Genomic DNA, 19,987 nt, shown 5'->3' with positions numbered 1-19,987 from the left:
CCCATGCTGCTCGAAGTGCGCGACCTGCACGTGGAGTTCCATACCCGGGACGGGGTGGCCAAGGCGGTCAACGGCGTCAACTACTCCGTCGACGCGGGGGAGACCCTCGCCGTCCTCGGCGAGTCCGGCTCCGGCAAGTCCGTCACCGCCCAGGCCGTCATGGGCATCCTCGACATCCCGCCGGGGAAGATCAGCAGCGGCGAGATCCTCTTCCAGGGCCAGGACCTCCTGAAGCTCAAGGAGGAGGAGCGGCGCAAGGTCCGCGGCGCCAAGATGGCGATGATCTTCCAGGACGCGCTGTCCTCCCTCAACCCCGTCATCAGCGTCGGCGACCAGCTCGGCGAGATGTTCCAGGTCCACAAGGGGATGTCGCGCAAGGAGTCCAGGGCCAAGGCCATCGAACTGATGGACCGGGTCCGCATCCCCGCCGCCAAGGAACGCGTCGGCCAGTACCCCCACCAGTTCTCCGGCGGCATGCGCCAGCGCATCATGATCGCGATGGCGCTCGCCCTCGAACCCGAACTGATCATCGCCGACGAGCCCACCACCGCCCTCGACGTCACCGTCCAGGCCCAGGTCATGGACCTCCTCGCCGAGCTCCAGCGCGAGCTCAACATGGGCCTCATCCTCATCACCCACGACCTCGGCGTCGTCGCCGACGTCGCCGACAAGATCGCCGTCATGTACGCGGGGAAGATCGTCGAGCAGGCGCCCGTCCACGAGATCTACAAGGCCCCCGCCCACCCCTACACCCGGGGCCTGCTCGACTCGATCCCGCGCCTCGACCAGAAGGGCCAGGAGCTCTACGCCATCAAGGGCCTCCCGCCCAACCTCCTCGCCATCCCGTCCGGCTGCTCCTTCAACCCGCGCTGCCCGCTCGCCAGGGACCGCTGCCGCACCGACGTGCCGCCGCTCTACGAGGTGACCGAGTCCCCGGTGCCGCGCACCAGCGCCTGCCACTTCTGGAAGGAGTGCCTCCATGGCTGAGGCGATTCTCGAAGTCCGGGACCTCCACAAGCACTACCCGCTGACCCAGGGGATCCTCTTCAAGAAGCAGGTCGGCGCCGTCAAGGCCGTCGACGGGGTCGACTTCGACCTCGCCGCCGGCGAGACCCTCGGCATCGTCGGCGAATCCGGCTGCGGCAAGTCCACGGTCGCGAAGATGCTGGTCAACCTGGAACGGCCGACCTCCGGCACCATCCGCTACAAGGGCGAGGACATCACCAAGATGTCGCCCCGCGCCCTCAAGGCCGTCCGCCGCAACATCCAGATGGTCTTCCAGGACCCGTACACCTCGCTCAACCCGCGCATGACCGTCGGCGACATCATCGGCGAGCCGTACGAGATCCACCCCGAGGTCGCGCCCAAGGGCGACCGGCGCCGCAAGGTCCAGGACCTCCTGGACGTCGTCGGCCTCAACCCGGAGTACATCAACCGCTACCCCCACCAGTTCTCCGGCGGCCAGCGCCAGCGCATCGGCATCGCCCGCGGCCTCGCCCTCCAGCCCGAGATCATCGTCGCCGACGAACCGGTCTCCGCGCTCGACGTCTCCGTCCAGGCCCAGGTCATCAACCTCCTCGACGCCCTCCAGGCCGAGTTCTCCCTGTCGTACGTCTTCATCGCCCACGACCTGTCGATCGTCCGGCACATCTCCGACCGCGTCGGCGTCATGTACCTCGGCCGGATCGTCGAGATCGGCACCGACGCCCAGATCTACGACCACCCCACCCACCCCTACACGCAGGCGCTGCTCTCCGCCGTCCCCGTGCCCGATCCCGAGGCGCGCGCCCAACGCGAGCGGATCCTCCTCGCCGGCGACGTCCCCTCCCCGGCGAACATCCCGTCCGGCTGCCGCTTCCGCACCCGCTGCTGGAAGGCCCAGGAGCGCTGCACCCTCGAAGTCCCGCTCCTCGCCGTCCCGGCCGTCTTCCGCCTCACGGACAGCCCCGCGAAACACGACTCGGCCTGCCACTTCGCGGAGGAGAAGCAGGTCGTCCCGCCGGAGAACGGCGGGGAGGAGCCCAAGTCCCTTTAACGTGCGGGCAACCCGGCGGAATCGGATCCGATATACGGACATTGGATAGTGGCTCCGTACGGCCGTGCGGGTGCCGTGAGCCGGCCGGGGCGCGCCATGTCGCCCCGGCCGGCTGCCATGTGACGTTCATGCGGAACCGCTTGTTTCGCTCGGTCGCGACCGTGAGTATCGGGGCCGTGACTGTGACACGACCGGCACGTCTCACCGGCGCCGCGCTCTGCGCCGCGCTCGCCCTCATCGCCGCCGTGTGGATCCTCAAGGACCTCGCCGCGCTCGGGTCGCCCGCCGACCTGGCCTGGTACTGGGCCGGGGACCACCACTTCCTGATCCGGGGGCGGTCCACCACCTCCCTGATCGACCCCGTCCTCCTCGCCGCCTACGCCGCCTGCGCCGTCGCCGCGCTCCGCTCACGGCACGCGGCCTCCGCCCTCGCCGCCGCCGGCGCGGTCACCCTCGCCCTCCGCCTCCCCGGGCTCTGGGCGCCCGGCAGCGGCGTCCTCGTCACCGCCCTCCTCGAACTGGCCCTCGCCGCCGGACTCGTCCTCACCGCCGCCGTCGGCCGCCGCCCCGCGGACGCCCCGTACGAGCAGGAACCCACCCGCCCCCGTACCGGCCCCGCCGTCACGGCCGGGATCCTCCTCGCGCTCGCCGCGCTCTTCACGACCCTGTGGGAGCTGTACTGGGCCGGGGAACTGCCCCTGGAGATCACCGTCGACCGGTTCACCGGCGGCCGCTCCGTCGTGAAACCCGCCCTCGCGCCCCCGCCCGGCTGGCTGTCGGCGATCGCCCTCGGCCTGTATGCCACGGCCGCCGTCTCCTGCCTCGCACGGGCCCGCCACAGCCGGGCCTTCGGGCTCCTCGCCGCCGTCCTCCTCACGGCGGGCGGGCTCGGCGGGGTCGCCCGCGCCGTCCGGTACGAGACCCTCACCCGCCTCGCCGACCTCACCACCCTCGACGCGACGGACGTCCTCACCTCCGTCTTCGAGCTGCTCGCCGGCCTCGCGGTGCTCGTGCTCCTCGCCGGGCGCGGCGCCCCCGCCGCCGCACCCGGTCCGTACCCGGCGGCCGGGGCACGGCCCCCGGCCCCGCCCCATCCGACACCGCCCGGCTGGTGACTCAGGGCCTGTCTCTCGGGTCATGCCGGGCTCGCGGCGCCTGGCACGGCAGGCCCTACCGCGCGAGGCCGAGCGACCGCCTCAGGAAGTCCACCTGGAGCAGCAGCAGGTTCTCCGCCACCTGCTCCTGGGGCGTCATGTGCGTCACCCCGGACAGCGGCAGCACCTCGTGCGGCCGGCCCGCCGCGAGCAGCGCCGACGAGAGCCGCAGCGCGTGCCCCACCACCACGTTGTCGTCCGCGAGACCGTGCACGACCATCATCGGCCGGGCCGGCTCCTCCGGCGCGGACAGACCGTCGTCGGTCAGCAGCGACTGCGCCGCGTACACCTCCGGGTCGTCCTGCGGGGTGCCGAGGTACCGCTCCGTGTAGTGCGTGTCGTACAGCCGCCAGTCCGTCACCGGCGCCCCGACCACCGCCGCGTGGAAGACGTCGGGCCGCCGGAGCACCGCACGCGCCGCCAGATAGCCGCCGTACGACCAGCCGCGGATCGCCACCCGCTGCAGATCGAGCGGGAAGCGCTCGGCCAGCGCCCGCAGCGCCTCCACCTGGTCGTCCAGGGTCGGCGAGAGGTCCCGCAGGATCGACTTCTCCCAGGCGGGGGAGCGGCCCGGCATGCCCCGCCCGTCCGCCACGACCACCGCGAAGCCCTGGTCGGCGAACCACTGCGAGGTCAGGTGCGGATTGTGCGCGGCGAGCACCCGCTGCCCGTGCGGACCGCCGTACGGGTCCATCAGGACCGGCAGCGGCCCGTCCCCCTCCTCGTACCCCGAGGGCAGCAGCACCGCGCACGGGATCCGCCGCGCCCCCGCCTCCGTGAGCCGCACGCGCGCGGAGATCACCGGCTGCTGGGCGTACGAGGCCACCACCGCGGCCTGCTCGCCGTCCCGCAGCACCCGCGCCACGCTCCCCGGCGCCTCCGGCCGCGCCGACACCAGGACCGTCACCGCGCCCGAGCGCACCGCGCCGTGCACCCCGGCGCCCTCGGACAGCCGCTCCACGCCCCGCACGGTCACCCGGTACACATGGATCTCGCCGGTCTCCCCGTCCGCCGCCGCCTCACCCGCCGAGGCCGACACCAGGACGTCGTCCGCGCCGATGTCCAGGACCGCGCGGACGTGCAGCTCCGGACCCGTCCACGTCTGCTCCCCGACGGCCAAGGCCCGCGCCCCGCCCTCGTCCGTGACCCGTACGAGCCCACCGCCCGGCCCCCACGCCGGCACCCCGTGGTGCAGCTCCAGCCACGCCGGGTCCGCCTCCGTCCGTACGGTCGCGGTCTTCCCCGACTCAGGGTCCACCGCCAGGAACAGCTGCTCCCGCTGGTCCCGCGTCTGCACGAGCAGCAGCGGCGCCCCGGCCGCCGACCAGTGCACCCGAGCCAGGTACGGATACCGCTCCCGGTCCCACACCACCTCGGTACGGGACCCGTCGAGGCCCATCACGAACAGCCGCACCTCCGCGTTGGCCGTCCCCGCCGCCGGGTACCCCACCCGCTGCGGCTCCCGCTCCGGGTGAGCCGGGTCCGCGATCCACCAGCGCTGCACCGCGCGGTCGTCCGCCCGCGCCACGAGCAGCCGGTCCGAGTCGGGCGACCACCAGTAGCCGCGCTCCCGGCCCATCTCCTCCGAGGCGATGAATTCAGCCAATCCGTAGGAGACGTACTCGTCCTCCGGAACGGCCAGCGCACGGTCGCCCGAACCGTCCGCGCCGACCACCCGCAGGGCGCCCTCCGCCACGTACGCCACGCACCGCCCGTCCGGCGAGGGACGGGGGTCGATCACAGGCCCCGGCACCGGAAGCTCCCGCGCCGTCCCCGCCCGCAGCTCCGCCGTGAACAGCCGCCCCGACAGCGCGAACGCCGCCAACTCCACGGCCCCGTCCACCGCGTACGCCACGATCCCCGCCGAGCCCTCCCGGCTCCGCTCCCGGCGCGCCCGCTCCTGCGGCGACAACTCCTCCTCCGCGCCCGCGAGCAGCGCCGCCGGGTCCGCGGCCACGCGCTCCGCGGGCTCGCCGTCCCGGGGCAGGTCGAGCACCCAGAGCCGGTGCGAACGGTCCGTCCCGGAACCTGATCTGACGAACACGACCCGCTCCCCGTCCGGAGAGACCGAGAAGCCACGCGGGACCCCCAGGGTGAACCGCTGGGTCCGGGCGTGCTGGCGGGGGAAGGAGAGCCCGGCCGACGCGGTGGCCGGCTGCTGCGAAGACAAGGTCATGCGGCTGAAACTAGCGCCGTGCGCCCCCCTCGTGCCTCCGTCCGCCGATCGATGCGGCCGCACGGATAGTTATGATCCGTAGCGCTAGGTGGGTATGCATCGGACTGGCATGCCCTCTGGCACATGCTGATCGACCGAACCGCTCGAATATCCGACCGAAGGTGGAGGTGAACCGCCGTGGCACTCTCGATCTCCGTGGTGGTGCTGCTGGCGATCGTCGTCTTCCTGCTGATCCGGAAATCCGGGCTGAAGGCTGGACATGCGGCGGTCTGCGCGCTCCTGGGCTTCTACCTGGCGAGCTCCTCCATCGCCCCGTCCATCAGCACCCTCACCACGAACGTGGCGGGCATGATCGGCGGCCTCAAGTTCTGACCGGCCCGACCTCGTAGGGTGGGGGGCATGTCCGATCTCCCCGCCCGCCGTCTGCTGCTCGTGCACGCGCACCCGGACGACGAGTCGATCAACAACGGCGCCACCATGGCCAGGTACGCGGCCGAGGGCGCCCTCGTCACCCTGGTCACCTGCACGCTCGGCGAGGAGGGCGAGGTCATCCCGCCCGACCTCGCCCACCTGGCCCCCGACCGGGAGGACCGGCTCGGCCCGCACCGCGTCGGCGAGCTCGCCGCCGCGATGACCGAGCTGGGCGTCACCGACCACCGCTTCCTCGGCGGCCCCGGGCGCTTCCGCGACTCCGGAATGATGGGCGCCGAGCAGAACAAGCGCGCGAACGCCTTCTGGAACACCGACGTCGACACCGCCGCGCCGCACCTCGTCGAGGTGATCCGCGAGACCCGCCCGCAGGTCCTGATCACCTACGACCCCGACGGCGGCTACGGCCACCCCGACCACATCCAGGCCCACCGGGTCGCCACCCGCGCCGCCGAACTCGCGGCGGACGCCTCGTACCGCCCCGACCTCGGACCGGCCCACCCGATCGCCAAGATCTACTGGAACCGCGTCCCGCGCCCCGTCGCCGAGGCCGGATTCGCCCGGCTCCGCGCCGAGGGCTCTGTCTTCCCGGCGATCGCCGACGTCGACGACGTCCCGGGCGTCGTCGACGAGGACCGGATCACCGCCGAGATCGCCGCCGACCCCGCGTACACGGCCCGCAAGAGCGCCGCGATGGCCGCCCACGCCACCCAAGTCGCCGTCGACGGTCCCTTCTTCGCCCTCTCCAACGACCTCGGCCAGCCGATCTTCACCACCGAGTACTACGAACTCGTCCAGGGCACCTCCGGCGCCCCGGCGGGCATGCGCGAGACGGACCTCTTCGCGGGAGTGACGGCGTGAGCGACTCTCCGGTCTCCCCGGGCGTCCGGTACGTCTCGTACGCCGTCCTGCTCGTCCTCGGCGCCCTCGTCGGCATCGCCGGGAGCCTCGTCCAAGCCGCCTGGTTCCCGGCCGGTTTGCTCCTCGCGCTCCTGGCCGCCGCCGCCCTCTTCTACGGAGGGCTGCGCGCCACCGGCACCCAGGTCGGCGTCGCCTCGGCCGGCGGCGGCTGGCTCGTCGCCGTCATCCTGCTCAGCCTCGGACGGCCCGAGGGTGACGGGGCGTTCGGTGGAGGCGGCGGCGAGCTGCTCTTTCTCTTCGGCGGCATGGCGCTCGCTGTGATGTGCGCCACGTTGCCCCGGCTGCCGCGACCGACCCCGTGAACAGGACGACTTGAGACCGGGGACGTCCTGACTTCGGCCGGATTGCCCGTCGTCCGTCACCCAGGGGTCGGGTATGAGTCGGCGGGGTTCAGTATGGTGGTGCGCGCCGCCGAACCGCCCGGGTCAACACGAGCATCAGCAAGAGCGGGCGGTGGAGCCAACCGGGAGATCCTGCTTTGAGTCGTGAAACTGGTCGAGAGACTGACAGTTCGTCCTCCGGCGCCCAGGGGCGCGGTGGAGCCGCCTACCCCTCGGGTACCCCGCCGTACGGATCCCGCCAGTATCCGTCGCTCCACCCCACGCAGGACGCGCAGGAGGAGACCCCCGCCGCGTCCGCGCCGCCGGAGGAGCCCAAGACCGAGACGACGCTGACGACCCGGATCCGGATCAACATCCCGGGTTCGCGTCCGATTCCGCCGGTCGTGGTCCGCAAGACGGTCAACGAGGCGTCCGCCCCGGCCCCCGAGCCGGAGCCCGCTCCCGCCGTGGAGCCGGAGCCCGAGCCGGTGGTCGAGGCCGCGCCGGAGCCGCCGCGGGCGGCCGAGGAGGCCCCGCAGGCGCCGAAGGCTAAGGAGACGAGCGACTGGTTCGCCCCGCGCAAGGCCGCGGCCCCGGCGCCCGCTCCGGCACCCGCCCCGACACCGGCGCCCGCCGCCAAGCCGGCCCCGGCGCCCACCGGACCGGACGCCCAGGGCACCGGCTTCGCGGGCTCGGCGACCTCGGGCGTCCCGACGGTCGGCACCACCCCGTCGAGCCGCCCGGTCACGGCGACCGCGCAGACCCCGCCGGGCAACCCGCTGTACGAGAGCGGGACGCCGGCGGCCGGTACCCCGATGTACGACGGGACGCCCGCGGGCGGCACGCCGATGTACGACGGCACCCCGGCGGCCGGTACCCCGATGTACGACGGCACGCCCGCCGCCGGTACCCCGATGTACGACGGCACCCCGGAGGCCGGTACGCCCGCGTACCGCGGTCCGGGCGGCCCCGGCGCTCAGGGCGGCCCGGCGGCGCCGACCGGCCCCACCACGGGCCCGGTCACCGGCACCGCCACCTTCGGCGGCGCCAAGACCGCCCCCCGGCCCCCCTTCGGCGGCGGCCCGGGCGCGGTGGGCTCCCCGTTCGCCGCCGGCGGCGCGCCCCGCATGTCGGACGACACCGCGATCCTGACGCCGCAGCAGCCTGCCCCGGCCCCGACGTCCGGCCCGGGCGCGGCGGCCGACGACGGCGCGCACATCTCCGGGGACACGCTCACCAGCGGCATCCCCGTGGTCCCGCCGACGGCGGCGCGCCCGAACCTGACGCCGCGCATCGAGGAGCACGCGACCCCGGCGCCCGCGCCGGCGCCGCGCCAGGCACCGGCGGCGAACCGGGCCCCGGCGAAGAAGGGCCGCTCCAAGCTGGTCCTCGTCGCGGTCGGAGTCGTCGGCATCGCGGGTGTCGCGTACGGCGCCGGGCTGCTCCTCAACCACTCCGACGTCCCGAAGGGCACCACGGTGCTGGGCGTGGACATCGGCGGCGGCACGAAGGAGGATGCCGTCGACAAGCTGGACGCGGCGCTCGGCAAGCGGGCCACGGCCCCGCTGCAGCTCAGCGTCGGCGGCAAGAAGGTCCAGCTGGCCCCGGACAAGGCGGGCCTGGCGCTCGACAGCCAGGAGACGGTCCGTGCGGCGGCGGGCAGCGACTACAACCCGGTCTCGGTGATCGGCTCCCTCTTCGGCGGCGAGCGGGTCGCGAAGCCGGTCTTCCCGGTCGACGAGGAGAAGCTCGCGGTCGCGCTGACCGACCTGGCCGGCACGTCCGCGTCGGCGACGGAGGGCACGATCCTCTTCGCCCCGAACAAGGTGACCCCGATCGAGGGCAAGCCCGGCCAGGCCCTGGACGTCCAGCGCTCGATGATCTCGGTACGGGACGCCTTCCGGGCCCAGGTCGAGACGGGCCGGAACACGCTGGTCGAGCTGCCGGTCACCACCCGCAGGCCGACGATCACGAAGGGCGAGCTGGACCGGGCGATGAAGGAGTTCGCGACGCCCGCGATGTCCGGCCTGATCAGGATCCAGGCGGGCGGCAAGCACATCGACTTCGGTCCGGCGCGGTCGCTGCCGCAGATCCTCTCGATGAAGGCGGTCGACGGCCGGCTGATCGAGGTCTACGACAAGAAGGCGATCGACCGGCTCCTCGACGGCGCCTTCGACGGCGTCATGATCACCAAGGGCGACGGCACCAAGCACCAGGTCTCGTCCGACGACGTGGCCTTCGTGATGCGCGACGCCCTGAAGGGCAAGACCCTCGCGGAACGCACGAAGACGATCAACCTCACGGGCGAGGGCTGACAGTCCCCGCACCGGCCGCGTGAGCCCCCGCCCCACCAGAGGCGGGGGCTCACGCGTACGCCGGGCACAGACCTGGGGGGTGTCTTGTCGATCAGGCCGGGCTCGCGGCGTGATCGACAAGACACCCTCTAGTTGAGCAGCGCCCTCGCCGCCTGGGCCCGGCGCCGGATCGTCGTCGCCGACTCCGGGTCCACCGCGTCCATCACCTGGGCGTACGCCTCCATCTCCACCGCGCCCGTGAGGAAGTCCCCGCGCTGGACGAGCAGCTCGGCCCGCTCGTAGCGGAGTCTCGCCGGGTGGGAGGGGAGCAGCAGGGCGAGTTCCACCGCCCACAGGGCGACGTCGGAGCGCTCGGGGCGGGGGGCCGCCCAGGCGCGGATGTTGTTGAGGATCCGCAGGACGATCGCGCCCGGCTCGGCGGGGCGGAGCATCGAGCGGTCGAGCGCCTCGCCCGTCGCGCTCGCCACCAGGAGCTCGGCGTCCGTGCCCGTCATCGCCCGCCCGCCCGCGAACGGGTCGGCGAGGTTCAGGTCGGCGGGGTCGCCGAAGCCGACGACGAAGTGGCCGGGCAGCCCGAGCCCGTACACGGGGGCGCCGGCCCGGCGGGCGACCTCCATCCAGACGACGGAGAGCAGGATGGGCAGGCCCCGGCGGCGCCGCAGCACCTCGTGCAGGAGCGAGGACTCCAGGCGCTGGTAGTCGGACGCCACGCCCTCGAAGCCCTCGTGGACGCCGAGGAGCGCCGCGAGCTCCGTGGCCCAGTCGCCGGTGATCCGGGTCGCGTACGGGACGAGCCCGGCGAGCCGGTCGAGTTCGATCTCGGCCTCGTCGATGTCGCGCCGGGTGACGGACGGGTCGGCCACCGCGCCGATCAGCAGGCAGAGCCGGGCCAGGTCGGGACGCTCGGCGCGCGCCTCCTCGGCGAACTCCCGGCGCCAGTCGGTGGCGTCGACCGGTGGTTCGTCCTCGCTCACGCCTCCGCCCATCGGTAGTGGTGGTAGTGGTGGTGGGGCGCGAAGCCCATGCCGTCGTACAGCGCCCGCGCGCCGTCGTTGTCCGACTCCACCTGGAGCCAGGCCGCCGACGCGCCCTCGTCGAGCGCCTGCCGGGCGAGCGCCGTCATGACGGACGTCGCCAGGCCCCGGCGCCGCTGTGCGGGGTCGACCTCGACCGCCATGAAGCCGGCCCAGCGGCCGTCGACCACACAGCGTCCGATCGCCGCCGGTACCTCTCCCGTGCCCGCGACGGACGCGAACCACACACTCGGACCGGAGGCGAGGACGGACCGGACCGCCGGGCTCGCCTCCTCGTCGCCGGAGAAGCGCTGGTAGCGGCGCAGCCACGGCTCGTCGACCGTCCGGGAGAGGCGTACGGCGGAGACGTCGGCGTCCTGGTCGCCGAGGGGGGCGAGCGCCGCGATCCGTACCTCGGCGGAGACCTCGCGCCGCCAGCCGTGCCGGTCGAGGGCGGCGCACAGCAGCTCCTGGGTGCCCTCGGCGCCGGTGGCGGTCTGGATGTACGCGGGCAGCTTCCGGGCCGCGTACCACGCGCGCACGTGCGTGAGGGCCTCGGCGACCGGCAGTCCGGGGTCACCGAGCGGCAGGGCGGAGTTGGCGCGCCGGGTGAATCCGTCGGCGGCCCGCAGCGTCCACTCGCCGAGGGCCTCGCTCTCGACCGGCTGCCACGCGCGCGCGGTGGCCCGGGCGAGCTCCGGGAAGGTGGCCGAGGGGCCGCGGCGGCGGGCCGGGGCGGCCGGCACGACCTTCCCCGCGGCCAGCGCGGATTCCGGGATCCGGACGCTCTCGCCGCTCTTTCGTGTGATCAGCAGCACACCGGCGTCCCATGATGTGAGAACTCCGACCGCGTCGGTGAACCTCTCGCCCGGTTCCGCCGAGTCCGTCACGTACCGAACGGAGACACGTTTTCCCACGTCAGCGCTGGTAATTCGCACTTCAAGGCGCCCTCCGCCGGTGATTTCCACAGCTTCTCCGCCCCTCCTGTTCGGATCGCCCTCAAGAACGGAGATACTAGGTGCGGGCATCGACGACGCCGCGCTCCCGCGCAGACCAGCCCTATCGAGGAGGAACGACAGCGTGACCTACGTCATCGCGCAGCCTTGTGTCGACGTCAAGGACAAGGCGTGCATCGAGGAGTGCCCCGTCGACTGCATCTACGAGGGCAAGCGGTCCTTGTACATCCACCCGGACGAATGCGTCGACTGTGGGGCCTGTGAGCCGGTCTGCCCGGTCGAGGCGATCTTCTACGAGGACGACACCCCGGAGGAGTGGAAGGACTACTACAAGGCGAACGTCGAGTTCTTCGACGAGCTCGGCTCGCCCGGTGGTGCCTCCAAGCTCGGCGAGATCGAGCGCGACCACCCCTTCATCGCCGCCCTGCCGCCGCAGAACGGCTGATTCATTCGCCCTCGGTCCCGTACAGCCTCGCCGCTGTACGGGGCCGAAGCGTTTTCCGTACGTACGAGGAAGTGAGCCAACCCGTGAGCGCAGTCTCTTCGCGCCTTCCCGTCTTCCCCTGGGACAAGCTGGAGCCGTACAAGAAGACGGCCGTGGCGCACCCGGACGGAATCGTGGACCTCTCCGTCGGGACGCCCGTGGACCCGGTCCCCGCGCTGATCCAGGAGGCCCTGGTCGCGGCCGCGGACTCGCCGGGCTATCCCACGGTGTGGGGGACGAAGGAACTGCGGGACGCGCTCACCCGCTGGTGCGAGCGGCGCCTGGGCGCGGTGGACTTCGCCCACGAGAACGTGCTGCCCGTGGTCGGCTCCAAGGAGCTGGTGGCCTGGCTGCCGACGCAGCTGGGGCTCGGCGCCGGTGACGCGGTGGCCTACCCGCGGCTCGCGTACCCGACGTACGAGGTGGGGGCGCGGCTCTGCGGCGCGGAGCCCGTCGTCTACGACGACCCGGTCGCCGACCTCGACCCCGCCGCGGTCAGGCTGCTGTGGCTCAACTCCCCGTCGAACCCGACCGGCAAGGTCCTCGCGAAGGACGAGCTGACCCGGATCGTGGCCTGGGCGCGCGAGCACGGGATCCTCGTCTTCTCCGACGAGTGCTACCTGGAGCTGGGCTGGGACGCCGACCCGGTCTCGGTCCTGCACCCGGACGTCTGCGGGGGCTCGTACGAGGGGATCGTCGCGGTCCACTCGCTGTCCAAGCGCTCCAACCTGGCCGGCTACCGCGCGGCGTTCATCGCGGGCGACGCGGCCGTCCTGGGCGAGCTGCTCCAGATCCGCAAGCACGGCGGCATGATGACCGCGGCGCCGGTGCAGGCGGCGACGGTCGCGGCGCTGGGCGACGACGCGCACGTGGCCGAGCAGCGGGAGCGGTACGCGGCCCGCCGGGCGGCGCTGCGGGCGGCCCTGGAGGCGCACGGCTTCCGGATCGAGCACAGCGAGGCGAGCCTGTACCTGTGGGCGACGCGGGACGAGCCGTGCTGGGAGACGGTGGCCTACCTGGCGGAGAAGGGCATCCTGGTGGCGCCCGGCGACTTCTACGGCGAGGCGGGGGAGCGGTTCGTGCGGGTGGCCTTCACGGCGACGGACGAGCGGGTCGAGGCCGCGGTCAAGCGCCTGGGCTGAGCCCGTGACGCCGGAGGGCCCGGGGAGCACACGCTCCCCGGGCCCTCCGTGCGTCGTTTTGCGGTCAGCCGCCGAGGGGCAGGCCGCCCAGGGTCTGGCCGGTCGGCAGGCCGCCCAGGCCGCCGCCCAGGGCCCCGCCGGTGGGGGCCTCGGTGCTCTCGGCGGCGGCGCCGGCGGTCTGGCCGACGACCTCGCCCGTGCTGCCGGCCGTCTTGCCGACGACCTGCTGCGCGGCGGGGGTGGCGGTCTTGCCGGCGGTGCCGACGGTCTTGCCGGCGGCCGGGACGGCCGTGCCGACGGCCTTGCCGCCGGTCTCGCCGACCACGCCGGTCGCGGTCTGCGAGGCGGCGTCGACGGCGCCCCCCGCGCCGGCGGCGTCCAGGGCGGTCACGCCGCCGAGGGCCCCGGTCGGCGCGAGGCCCTGGTCCAGGGCGCTCGCCGAGCCGGCCGCACCGACCACGGGGGCTGCTCCGGCCGCGACGATGAGGGCGGCACGGGCGATCCGGCGGGTCAGGGAGAGGGACATGGTGCTCCTTCGGCGGAGAGGACGATTACGCAGTGACAACCGGCCCTGGGGCGGGGGAGGTTGCGGCGACCGAAGGTAAAGAGTTGGTAATGCGTCGTATTGTCGGGTGGGGAGGAAAACGGACGAACGTGTCATTGCGAGAAGCCCTGCCGAACCGTCACTTCCCTTGTGCCGCAAGGGAAGCGAGGGGGAGGGGTGACTCCTGGGAAAAGCGGCGCCGGGGTCGCGCGAATTTCCTCCGCCACGGACCCGGCCCATGCCACGCCCGAGTGAACAACCGCACGGGTGAACGGCTACGGGGCGAGGCGCACCCGGACGGATTCCGCGCCGACCGCGGCCGCGCCCGAGGACTTCGACCAGCCCCCGTCGGCCTCGCCCGCGCGCCAGACCCGGCCGCCGAACGACACCTCCGTGATGCGCAACTCGTCCGCCCGCGCCACCGCCCACTGCGCCAGCTCCCAGCCGCGCCGCTCGTCCGAACCGGCCCCCGGCGCGCTCCCCGCGCCCGTCGCCGCCCGCACCGGCACCACGAGCACCGGCGGCTCCGAAGCCGAACGGCCCGCGCTCGGGCCGCCCGTCACCACCTCGGGCGCCGCCTTCGCGCCGAAGGCCCGCACCAGCTCCCGGCGTACCTGCTCCGGATCGCCCGGCGGGCCCTTCACCTCGCTCGTCGTACAGGTCAGCGCCGCCGGCGACCGGCCCGTCAGCGCCGCCGACAGCAGCGTCGCGTCCGGCTCGTGCTTCGCGTAGGCCTGCGGGAAACCGCTCCGCTGCACCTTCTGCGCCGCCACCGTCAGCGGCAGCCGCGAGTACCCCGGGACCTTCTCCAGACCCTCGTAGAACCGCCCCGACGAGTACACCGGGTCCATGATCTGCGCCGCCGTCCCCCAGCCCTGCGAGGGCCGCTGCTGGAAGAGGCCCAGCGAGTCCCGGTCGCCGTGCTCGATGTTCCGCAGCCCCGACTCCTGCAGCGCGGTCGCGAGCGCGATCGTCACCGCCCGCTCCGGCAGCCCCCGCGTGGTGCCCACCGCCGAGATCGTCGCCGCGTTGGACGCCTGCTCCGGAGTGAACTCGTAGCGGTTGTCCCCACTGCCCACACTGCACCGGGGCGCGCCCGTGCTCCCCGTCAGCTGGTGGACGGCCACGTACGAGGCGAGGCCGAGGAGCGCGGCGAAGGCGGCCGCGGAACGGGCGAGGCGGCCGCGACGGCGGGGGCGGGTGGGCTCGGACACGGGGCCCACCGTACTGGAGGCCGCGTTAGGGTCGGCACATGGCAGACATCACCCCGCTCGACGGCCCCCTCGACCTCTCCCTGGACGGGGCCGCGCTCACCGCCGCGCTCGTCGACTTCCCGTCCGTCAGCGGGACCGAGCAGCCGCTCGCCGACGCGATCGAGGCGGCCCTGCGCGCCCTGCCGCACCTCACCGTCGACCGCTTCGGCAACAACGTCGTCGCCCGCACGAACCTCGGCCGCGACGAGCGGGTCGTCCTCGCCGGCCACATCGACACCGTGCCGATCGCCGACAACGTGCCCTCGCGCCTCGACGAGGACGGCATCCTCTGGGGCTGCGGCACCTCCGACATGAAGTCCGGGGTCGCCGTCCAGCTGCGGATCGCCGCCACCGTCCCCGAGCCCAACCGCGACCTCACCTTCGTCTTCTACGACAACGAGGAGGTCGCCGCCGACCTCAACGGCCTCGGCAAGGTCGCCGCCGCGCACCCCGACTGGCTGGAGGGCGACTTCGCCGTCCTCCTGGAGCCCTCCGACGGCCAGGTCGAGGGCGGCTGCCAGGGCACCCTGCGCGTCATCCTGCACACCGCGGGCGAGCGCGCCCACTCCGCGCGCGCGTGGATGGGCTCCAACGCCATCCACACCGCCGCCCCGATCCTCGACCGCCTCGCCGCCTACGAGCCGCGCAAGCCGGTCATCGACGGCCTCCAGTACCACGAGGGCCTCAACGCCGTACGGATCGAGGGCGGCGTCGCCACCAACGTCATCCCCGACGCCTGCGCCGTCACCGTCAACTACCGGTACGCCCCCGACCGCTCGCCGGCCGAGGCCCTGGCGTACGTCCGCGAGTTCTTCGAGGGCATCGACATCGCCGAGTTCGTCGTCGACGACGAGAGCCCCGGCGCCCTGCCCGGCCTCTCGCACCCCGCGGCCGAGGCCTTCATGAAGGCGGTCGGCGGCAGCGCGCAGCCCAAGTTCGGCTGGACCGACGTCGCCCGCTTCAGCGCCCTCGGCGTGCCCGCCGTCAACTACGGCCCCGGTGACCCTCTGTACGCGCACAAGCGCGACGAGCACGTCCACGTCGACAGGATCCACCACTGCGAGGCCCGGCTCCGCGACTGGCTGACCGCCCGTCTCCCGTAATTTCGCATTTCGTCACCTCTCTGGTCCTACGCTGACCCCACCAGAAGATCGTCGGTTCGACGGAGGGAGCAGGCCATGGGTATCCCCGAAGGGGAGACGAAGCCGGAGGAGCAGCGGCTGGGGCCGGTGCTCAGGCGCAGGGACCAGGTCCAGCCGGGCACCACGGACCAGCGGCTGCTCGACACCGAGGGCGACTCGGAGTGGGTGCACACCGACCCCTGGCGGGTCATGCGCATCCAGTCCGAGTTCGTCGAGGGCTTCGGCGCCCTCGCCGAACTGCCGAGCGCCATCAGCGTCTTCGGATCGGCCCGCACGAGGCCGGACTCGCCGGAGTACGAGGCGGGCGTACGGATCGGCCGGGCGCTCGTCGAGGCCGGCTTCGCGGTCATCACGGGCGGCGGCCCGGGCGCCATGGAGGCGGCCAACAAGGGGGCCAGGGAGGCCAAGGGCGTCTCCGTGGGCCTCGGCATCGAGCTCCCCTTCGAGCAGGGGCTCAACCCGCACGTCGACATCGGCGTGAACTTCCGCTACTTCTTCGTCCGCAAGACGATGTTCGTGAAGTACGCCCAGGGCTTCGTCGTCCTGCCCGGCGGCCTCGGCACCCTCGACGAGCTCTTCGAGGCCCTGACCCTGGTCCAGACCCGCAAGGTCACCCGCTTCCCGATCGTCCTCTTCGGCACCGAGTACTGGAAGGGCCTCGTCGACTGGCTCCGCGACTCGGTCGTCGCCGGCGGCAAGGCGAGCGAACGCGACCTCCTCCTCTTCCACGTCACGGACGACGTGGAGGAAGCGGTCGCGCTCGTCACCAAGGAGGTCGGCCGCTAGGTCGTGTCCGGAATGTCCCGCCTGGCCCGCGGCGTCTGGCACGCACGATCGCCGCGTTGCCGAAATGCCCAAGTAGCTCCGCTACGAGGGCATCCCGGCGCCTTGCGCTCGCACGCACCAGACGCCGCGGGCCCTGCCCTGCGGGCAGACGGCGCTACTTTCCGGACACGGCCTAGACGCGCGTCAGCGTGGTGGCCCGGCTACGCCAGCCCGCGCCGGGCCACGGCGGGCGCCCGGTGTCCCGCGATGGACGCCACCATGTCCAGCACCTGACGGGTCTCCGCGACCTCGTGCACCCGGTACACCTGCGCCCCCAGCCACGCCGACACCGCCGTCGTGGCCAGGGTCCCGAGGACCCGCTCCTTGACCGGCCGGTCGAGCGTCTCGCCCACGAAGTCCTTGTTGGACAGGGACACCAGCACCGGCCACCCCGTCGCCGCCATCTCCCCGAGCCGTCGCGTCGCCTCCAGGCTGTGCCGCGTGTTCTTCCCGAAGTCGTGACCGGGGTCGATCATGATCCCGTCCCGCCGCACGCCGAGCGAGACCGCGCGCTCCGCGAGCCCCACCGTGACCCGCAGGATGTCGGCCATCACGTCCTCGTACTCCACCCGGTGCGGCCGCGTCCGCGGCTCCGCGCCGCCCGCGTGCGTACAGACGAGCCCCGCGCCGTACTTCGCGGCGACCTCCGCGAGCCCCGGGTCGACCCCGCCCCACGCGTCGTTCAGGACGTCCGCCCCGGCCTCGCAGACCGCCTCGCCGACGTCCGCCCGCCAGGTGTCGACGCTGATCACCACGTCGGGATGGCGCCTGCGGACCTCGGCGACGAATCCGACCGTGCGGCGCGCCTCCTCCTCGGCCGTCACCTCCTCGCCGGGGCCCGCCTTCACCCCGCCGATGTCGATGATCGCCGCCCCCTCCGCCACGGCCTGCTCGACCCGGGCGAGCGCGGGCTCGTCCCGGAAGGTCGCGCCCTGGTCGTAGAAGGAGTCCGGGGTCCGGTTCACGATCGCCATGATCACCGGCTCGTGCGGCCCGAATTCACGCCGTCCCAAGCGCAGCATCCCTTTTGTCCTCCCTCGCGTCCGTTCGCCTGCGACCCTAACCGTCGGTGGCGCATGGCACGATCGGCACGGGACGTTTTCCACTCCGGGGAGAGGCGCGCAGTGTTCTGGTTTCTGCTCATCACGATGGTCGTGGTCGTGGCCGCGGTGACCCTCGCCGTGGTCGGCGGCGACAGCGAGGTGCTGCCCGAGGTGGCGCCCGAGCAGCTCGTCGACCCGCTTCCGGCCGCGCGGCCGGTGGACCGCGCCGACGTCGAGGCGCTCCGCCTCCCCGTCGCCGCCCGCGGCTACCGGATGGCCGACGTGGACGACGTCCTCGTCCGCCTCGGCGCCGAGCTCGCGGAGCGCGACGCCCGGATCGCCGAGCTGGAGGAGGCGCTCGCGGGCGCGGCCCCCGGCGGCGACGCCGGCACGGAGGGCGGCGAGAAGTGACGGGCGAGGCGATCCCCGGGCCCGACGGGCGGCTGCGCTGCCCCTGGGGCCTGTCGACCGAGGACTACGTCGCGTACCACGACGAGGAGTGGGGCCGCCCGGTCCACGGCGACGACGCGCTGTTCGAGCGGCTCTGCCTGGAGGCCTTCCAGTCGGGCCTGTCGTGGATCACGATCCTGCGCCGCCGGGAGGGCTTCCGGAAGGCGTTCTCCGGCTTCCGGATCGCCGACGTGGCCCGCTTCACCGACGCCGACCGCGAGCGGCTCCTCGCCGACGAGGGCATCATCCGCAACCGCGCCAAGGTGGACGCGACCCTGGCGAACGCGAAACTGCTCGCCGACTGGTCCCCGGGCGAGCTCGACGCGCTGATCTGGTCCCACGCCCCGGACCCGGCGACCCGCCCGACCCCGCGCACGCTCGCCGAGGTCCCGGCGGTCACCGACGAGTCGACGGCGCTCTCCAAGGCCCTCAAGAAGCGCGGCCTGCGCTTCATCGGCCCCACCACGGCCTACGCCCTGATGCAGGCCTGCGGCCTGGTCGACGACCATCTGGCGGGGTGCGTGGCCCGGGGCGGGAACTGACCCCGGGCCGCGCGCCCGTCAGAAGACGTGGACGTGGTCGGCGGGGTCGTACATCGCGATGGACTGCGGGGCGCCGATGCCACCGCGGCCGTTGCCCGGGTAGACGTGCAGGTCCCAGAAGTTGATCGTCCGCATGAGATCGGACTTGCCGTCCCCGGTCACGTCGCCGACGGCCATGATCGGTTCGTTCAGCGGCCAGGCGTACGGGAGCTTGGTGCGGGTCCCGAACCAGCCGCGGCCGTTGCCCGGGTAGAGCCAGAGCCCGCGTCCGCCGTCGCGCGCGACGAGGTCGGCCTTGCCGTCGCCGGTCATGTCGCCGGGGGCGGCGAGCTGGTTCATGACGTTCCAGCCGCCGCCGACCTTCTTCCGGGTGCCGAACCAGCCGCGGCCGTTGCCCGGGTAGGTCCAGAGCACACCCGCCGTGTCCCGGGCGACCAGGTCGCGGCGGCCGTCGCCGGTGAGGTCGCCGACCGCCTCGATCTCCTTCATGGTGTTCCAGCCGGCGCCGACCTTCAGGCGGGGCTTGAACCAGCCGTAGCCGTTGCCCGGGTAGAACCAGAGCACGCCCGACCGGTCGCGGGCGAAGACGTCCTCCTTGTTGTCGCCGTTGTAGTCGCCGTGCCGGACGAGCGTGGTCATGGCGTTCCAGCCGCCGCCGACCAGCAGGCCCTTGGTGTTCCAGTTGGCGTCCCGTACGCCGTTGAGGAACCACAGACGGCCGTCCTCGGCCCGCTCCAGGAGGTCGGGGAGGTTGTCGTTGTTCAGGTCTCCGAACCGCGCGGCGGCCGGCAGACCGCTCGGACGCTTCTCGGCCGACCAGTCCATCCACGGAACGCCCTGGGTCGCCTCGTAGCTGGTGGTGGCCACGCGGATGGAGCTGATCCTGTTGTCGAGCGCGTCCCCGAGGGCCCCGTCGAAGCTGGTGGGGCCGTTGTGCGGGTCCGAGTGCAGGGAATCGCCGCCGGTGAACCCCGGGTCGGTCCAGAGGACCGCGTACAGGCCGGAGTTGTTGACCATGGACGAGGTCTTGTCGTTCCAGGTCCCCAGGGTGGACTGGCTGGACGTGATGATCTTCATCTCGCCCTGGTACTCGCGGTACTGGAAGAGGCACAGCCGGCCCGCCGGGCAGCGCTCCGGGCCCGCCGCCGCGGGCGGGGCGGCCGTCATCAGCGTCGCCAGGGAGGCCGCCGTGGTGACGGCGGCGGCCAGGGCGCGGCGGCCCCGGACGGTGCGGATCATGGAT

The 19,987-nt window shown here is 73.2% G+C and carries 20 protein-coding genes; 13 read left to right on the top strand and 7 right to left on the bottom strand.

What is annotated here, in order from left to right:
• Positions 1-3: 3 nt before the first annotated feature.
• The 3 genes from AC07AW_RS02995 to AC07AW_RS02985 all read left to right on the top strand — a co-directional run bounded on the left by AC07AW_RS02995 (position 4) and on the right by AC07AW_RS02985 (position 3,150).
• Positions 4-987: an ABC transporter ATP-binding protein gene (locus AC07AW_RS02995; protein ID WP_478813751.1), complete on the top strand. Its 984-nt coding sequence runs from the start codon at positions 4-6 to the stop codon at positions 985-987.
• Positions 980-2,035, top strand: a complete 1,056-nt coding sequence (locus tag AC07AW_RS02990) for an ABC transporter ATP-binding protein (RefSeq protein WP_478813750.1) — start codon at positions 980-982, stop codon at positions 2,033-2,035. Before AC07AW_RS02995 ends, AC07AW_RS02990 begins: the two co-directional genes overlap by 8 nt.
• A gap of 176 nt (positions 2,036-2,211) precedes the next feature.
• Complete coding sequence (locus AC07AW_RS02985) at positions 2,212-3,150, top strand: hypothetical protein (RefSeq protein WP_478813749.1); 939 nt, start codon at positions 2,212-2,214, stop codon at positions 3,148-3,150.
• A 55-nt stretch (positions 3,151-3,205) separates the two neighbouring features.
• Here AC07AW_RS02985 and AC07AW_RS02980 read toward each other — a convergent pair whose 3' ends face one another.
• A complete protein-coding gene (locus tag AC07AW_RS02980; RefSeq protein ID WP_478813748.1) occupies positions 3,206-5,365 on the bottom strand; it encodes a S9 family peptidase in 2,160 nt (719 codons plus the stop codon).
• Positions 5,366-5,542: 177 nt separating this feature from the next.
• Between AC07AW_RS02980 and AC07AW_RS02975 the strand changes: the two genes are divergently transcribed.
• From AC07AW_RS02975 to AC07AW_RS02960, 4 genes are all read left to right on the top strand, one after another.
• Positions 5,543-5,737, top strand: a complete 195-nt coding sequence (locus AC07AW_RS02975; RefSeq protein WP_015035959.1) for a hypothetical protein — start codon at positions 5,543-5,545, stop codon at positions 5,735-5,737.
• Between the two features lie 27 nt (positions 5,738-5,764).
• A complete protein-coding gene (gene mshB / locus AC07AW_RS02970) occupies positions 5,765-6,655 on the top strand; it encodes an N-acetyl-1-D-myo-inositol-2-amino-2-deoxy-alpha-D-glucopyranoside deacetylase (RefSeq protein WP_478813747.1) in 891 nt (296 codons plus the stop codon).
• The gene (locus AC07AW_RS02965) at positions 6,652-7,017 is read left to right on the top strand and encodes a DUF6113 family protein (RefSeq protein ID WP_478813746.1); all 366 of its coding nucleotides are present in this window, start codon (positions 6,652-6,654) and stop codon (positions 7,015-7,017) included. Before mshB ends, AC07AW_RS02965 begins: the two co-directional genes overlap by 4 nt.
• A gap of 176 nt (positions 7,018-7,193) precedes the next feature.
• Positions 7,194-9,350, top strand: a complete 2,157-nt coding sequence (locus tag AC07AW_RS02960; RefSeq protein ID WP_478813745.1) for a peptidoglycan binding domain-containing protein — start codon at positions 7,194-7,196, stop codon at positions 9,348-9,350.
• A gap of 128 nt (positions 9,351-9,478) precedes the next feature.
• Here the strand turns inward: AC07AW_RS02960 and AC07AW_RS02955 are convergent, their stop codons facing one another.
• Both AC07AW_RS02955 and AC07AW_RS02950 read right to left on the bottom strand, forming a co-directional pair.
• Positions 9,479-10,336, bottom strand: a complete 858-nt coding sequence (locus AC07AW_RS02955; RefSeq protein ID WP_478813744.1) for a transglutaminase family protein — start codon at positions 10,334-10,336, stop codon at positions 9,479-9,481.
• Entirely contained in the window at positions 10,321-11,331 is a 1,011-nt protein-coding gene (locus tag AC07AW_RS02950; RefSeq protein ID WP_478813743.1) for a GNAT family N-acetyltransferase, read from the bottom strand. Before AC07AW_RS02950 ends, AC07AW_RS02955 begins: the two co-directional genes overlap by 16 nt.
• 112 nt (positions 11,332-11,443) lie before the next feature.
• Between AC07AW_RS02950 and fdxA the strand changes: the two genes are divergently transcribed.
• On the top strand, positions 11,444-11,764 hold the full coding sequence (gene fdxA / locus AC07AW_RS02945) for a ferredoxin (protein ID WP_015035968.1): 321 nt from the start codon (positions 11,444-11,446) through the stop codon (positions 11,762-11,764).
• A gap of 83 nt (positions 11,765-11,847) precedes the next feature.
• Entirely contained in the window at positions 11,848-12,945 is a 1,098-nt protein-coding gene (gene dapC / locus AC07AW_RS02940) for a succinyldiaminopimelate transaminase (protein ID WP_478813742.1), read from the top strand.
• 64 nt (positions 12,946-13,009) lie between these two features.
• On the opposite strand, the gene AC07AW_RS02935 is transcribed toward dapC, so the two are convergent.
• Positions 13,010-13,471, bottom strand: a complete 462-nt coding sequence (locus AC07AW_RS02935) for an ATP-binding protein (RefSeq protein WP_478813741.1) — start codon at positions 13,469-13,471, stop codon at positions 13,010-13,012.
• Positions 13,472-13,764: 293 nt separating this feature from the next.
• Positions 13,765-14,712, bottom strand: a complete 948-nt coding sequence (locus tag AC07AW_RS02930; RefSeq protein WP_478813740.1) for a VldE C-terminal domain-containing protein — start codon at positions 14,710-14,712, stop codon at positions 13,765-13,767.
• Positions 14,713-14,741: 29 nt separating this feature from the next.
• Here AC07AW_RS02930 and dapE point away from each other — a divergent pair, with 29 nt between their 5' ends.
• A complete protein-coding gene (gene dapE / locus AC07AW_RS02925; protein WP_478813739.1) occupies positions 14,742-15,845 on the top strand; it encodes a succinyl-diaminopimelate desuccinylase in 1,104 nt (367 codons plus the stop codon).
• A 75-nt stretch (positions 15,846-15,920) separates the two neighbouring features.
• Positions 15,921-16,670, top strand: coding sequence for an LOG family protein (locus tag AC07AW_RS02920; protein WP_478813738.1), 750 nt, complete (start codon positions 15,921-15,923; stop codon positions 16,668-16,670).
• A gap of 200 nt (positions 16,671-16,870) precedes the next feature.
• Here AC07AW_RS02920 and folP read toward each other — a convergent pair whose 3' ends face one another.
• On the bottom strand, positions 16,871-17,731 hold the full coding sequence (folP, locus tag AC07AW_RS02915) for a dihydropteroate synthase (protein ID WP_478813737.1): 861 nt from the start codon (positions 17,729-17,731) through the stop codon (positions 16,871-16,873).
• 102 nt (positions 17,732-17,833) lie between these two features.
• Between folP and AC07AW_RS02910 the strand changes: the two genes are divergently transcribed.
• Together AC07AW_RS02910 and AC07AW_RS02905 are read left to right on the top strand one after the other, a co-directional pair.
• Positions 17,834-18,163 carry a hypothetical protein gene (locus AC07AW_RS02910; protein WP_478813736.1) on the top strand — a complete coding sequence of 110 codons (330 nt, stop codon included), beginning with the start codon at positions 17,834-17,836 and terminating at the stop codon, positions 18,161-18,163.
• Positions 18,160-18,744 carry a DNA-3-methyladenine glycosylase I gene (locus AC07AW_RS02905; RefSeq protein WP_478813735.1) on the top strand — a complete coding sequence of 195 codons (585 nt, stop codon included), beginning with the start codon at positions 18,160-18,162 and terminating at the stop codon, positions 18,742-18,744. Before AC07AW_RS02910 ends, AC07AW_RS02905 begins: the two co-directional genes overlap by 4 nt.
• An 18-nt stretch (positions 18,745-18,762) precedes the next feature.
• Here the strand turns inward: AC07AW_RS02905 and AC07AW_RS02900 are convergent, their stop codons facing one another.
• The gene (locus tag AC07AW_RS02900) at positions 18,763-19,983 is read right to left on the bottom strand and encodes an FG-GAP-like repeat-containing protein (RefSeq protein WP_478813734.1); all 1,221 of its coding nucleotides are present in this window, start codon (positions 19,981-19,983) and stop codon (positions 18,763-18,765) included.
• Positions 19,984-19,987 lie beyond the last annotated feature (4 nt).

The organism is Streptomyces sp. NPDC044003 (genome assembly GCF_056435185.1).
The sequence above is the reverse complement of the archived record's forward strand: the minus strand, read 5'-3'. Positions and strand labels throughout refer to the sequence as shown.

Excerpts from the sequence above, each read along its gene's own strand:
- dapE (WP_478813739.1), top strand. The coding sequence starts at position 14,742 with ATGGCAGACATCACCCCGCTCGACGGCCCCCTCGACCTCTCCCTGGAC.
- AC07AW_RS02920 (WP_478813738.1), top strand. The coding sequence starts at position 15,921 with ATGGGTATCCCCGAAGGGGAGACGAAGCCGGAGGAGCAGCGGCTGGGG.
- AC07AW_RS02980 (WP_478813748.1), bottom strand. The coding sequence starts at position 5,365 with ATGACCTTGTCTTCGCAGCAGCCGGCCACCGCGTCGGCCGGGCTCTCC.
- AC07AW_RS02900 (WP_478813734.1), bottom strand. The coding sequence starts at position 19,983 with ATGATCCGCACCGTCCGGGGCCGCCGCGCCCTGGCCGCCGCCGTCACC.
- folP (WP_478813737.1), bottom strand. The coding sequence starts at position 17,731 with ATGCTGCGCTTGGGACGGCGTGAATTCGGGCCGCACGAGCCGGTGATC.
- AC07AW_RS02955 (WP_478813744.1), bottom strand. The coding sequence starts at position 10,336 with ATGGGCGGAGGCGTGAGCGAGGACGAACCACCGGTCGACGCCACCGAC.
- mshB (WP_478813747.1), top strand. The coding sequence starts at position 5,765 with ATGTCCGATCTCCCCGCCCGCCGTCTGCTGCTCGTGCACGCGCACCCG.
- AC07AW_RS02990 (WP_478813750.1), top strand. The coding sequence starts at position 980 with ATGGCTGAGGCGATTCTCGAAGTCCGGGACCTCCACAAGCACTACCCG.
- AC07AW_RS02995 (WP_478813751.1), top strand. The coding sequence starts at position 4 with ATGCTGCTCGAAGTGCGCGACCTGCACGTGGAGTTCCATACCCGGGAC.
- AC07AW_RS02935 (WP_478813741.1), bottom strand. The coding sequence starts at position 13,471 with ATGTCCCTCTCCCTGACCCGCCGGATCGCCCGTGCCGCCCTCATCGTC.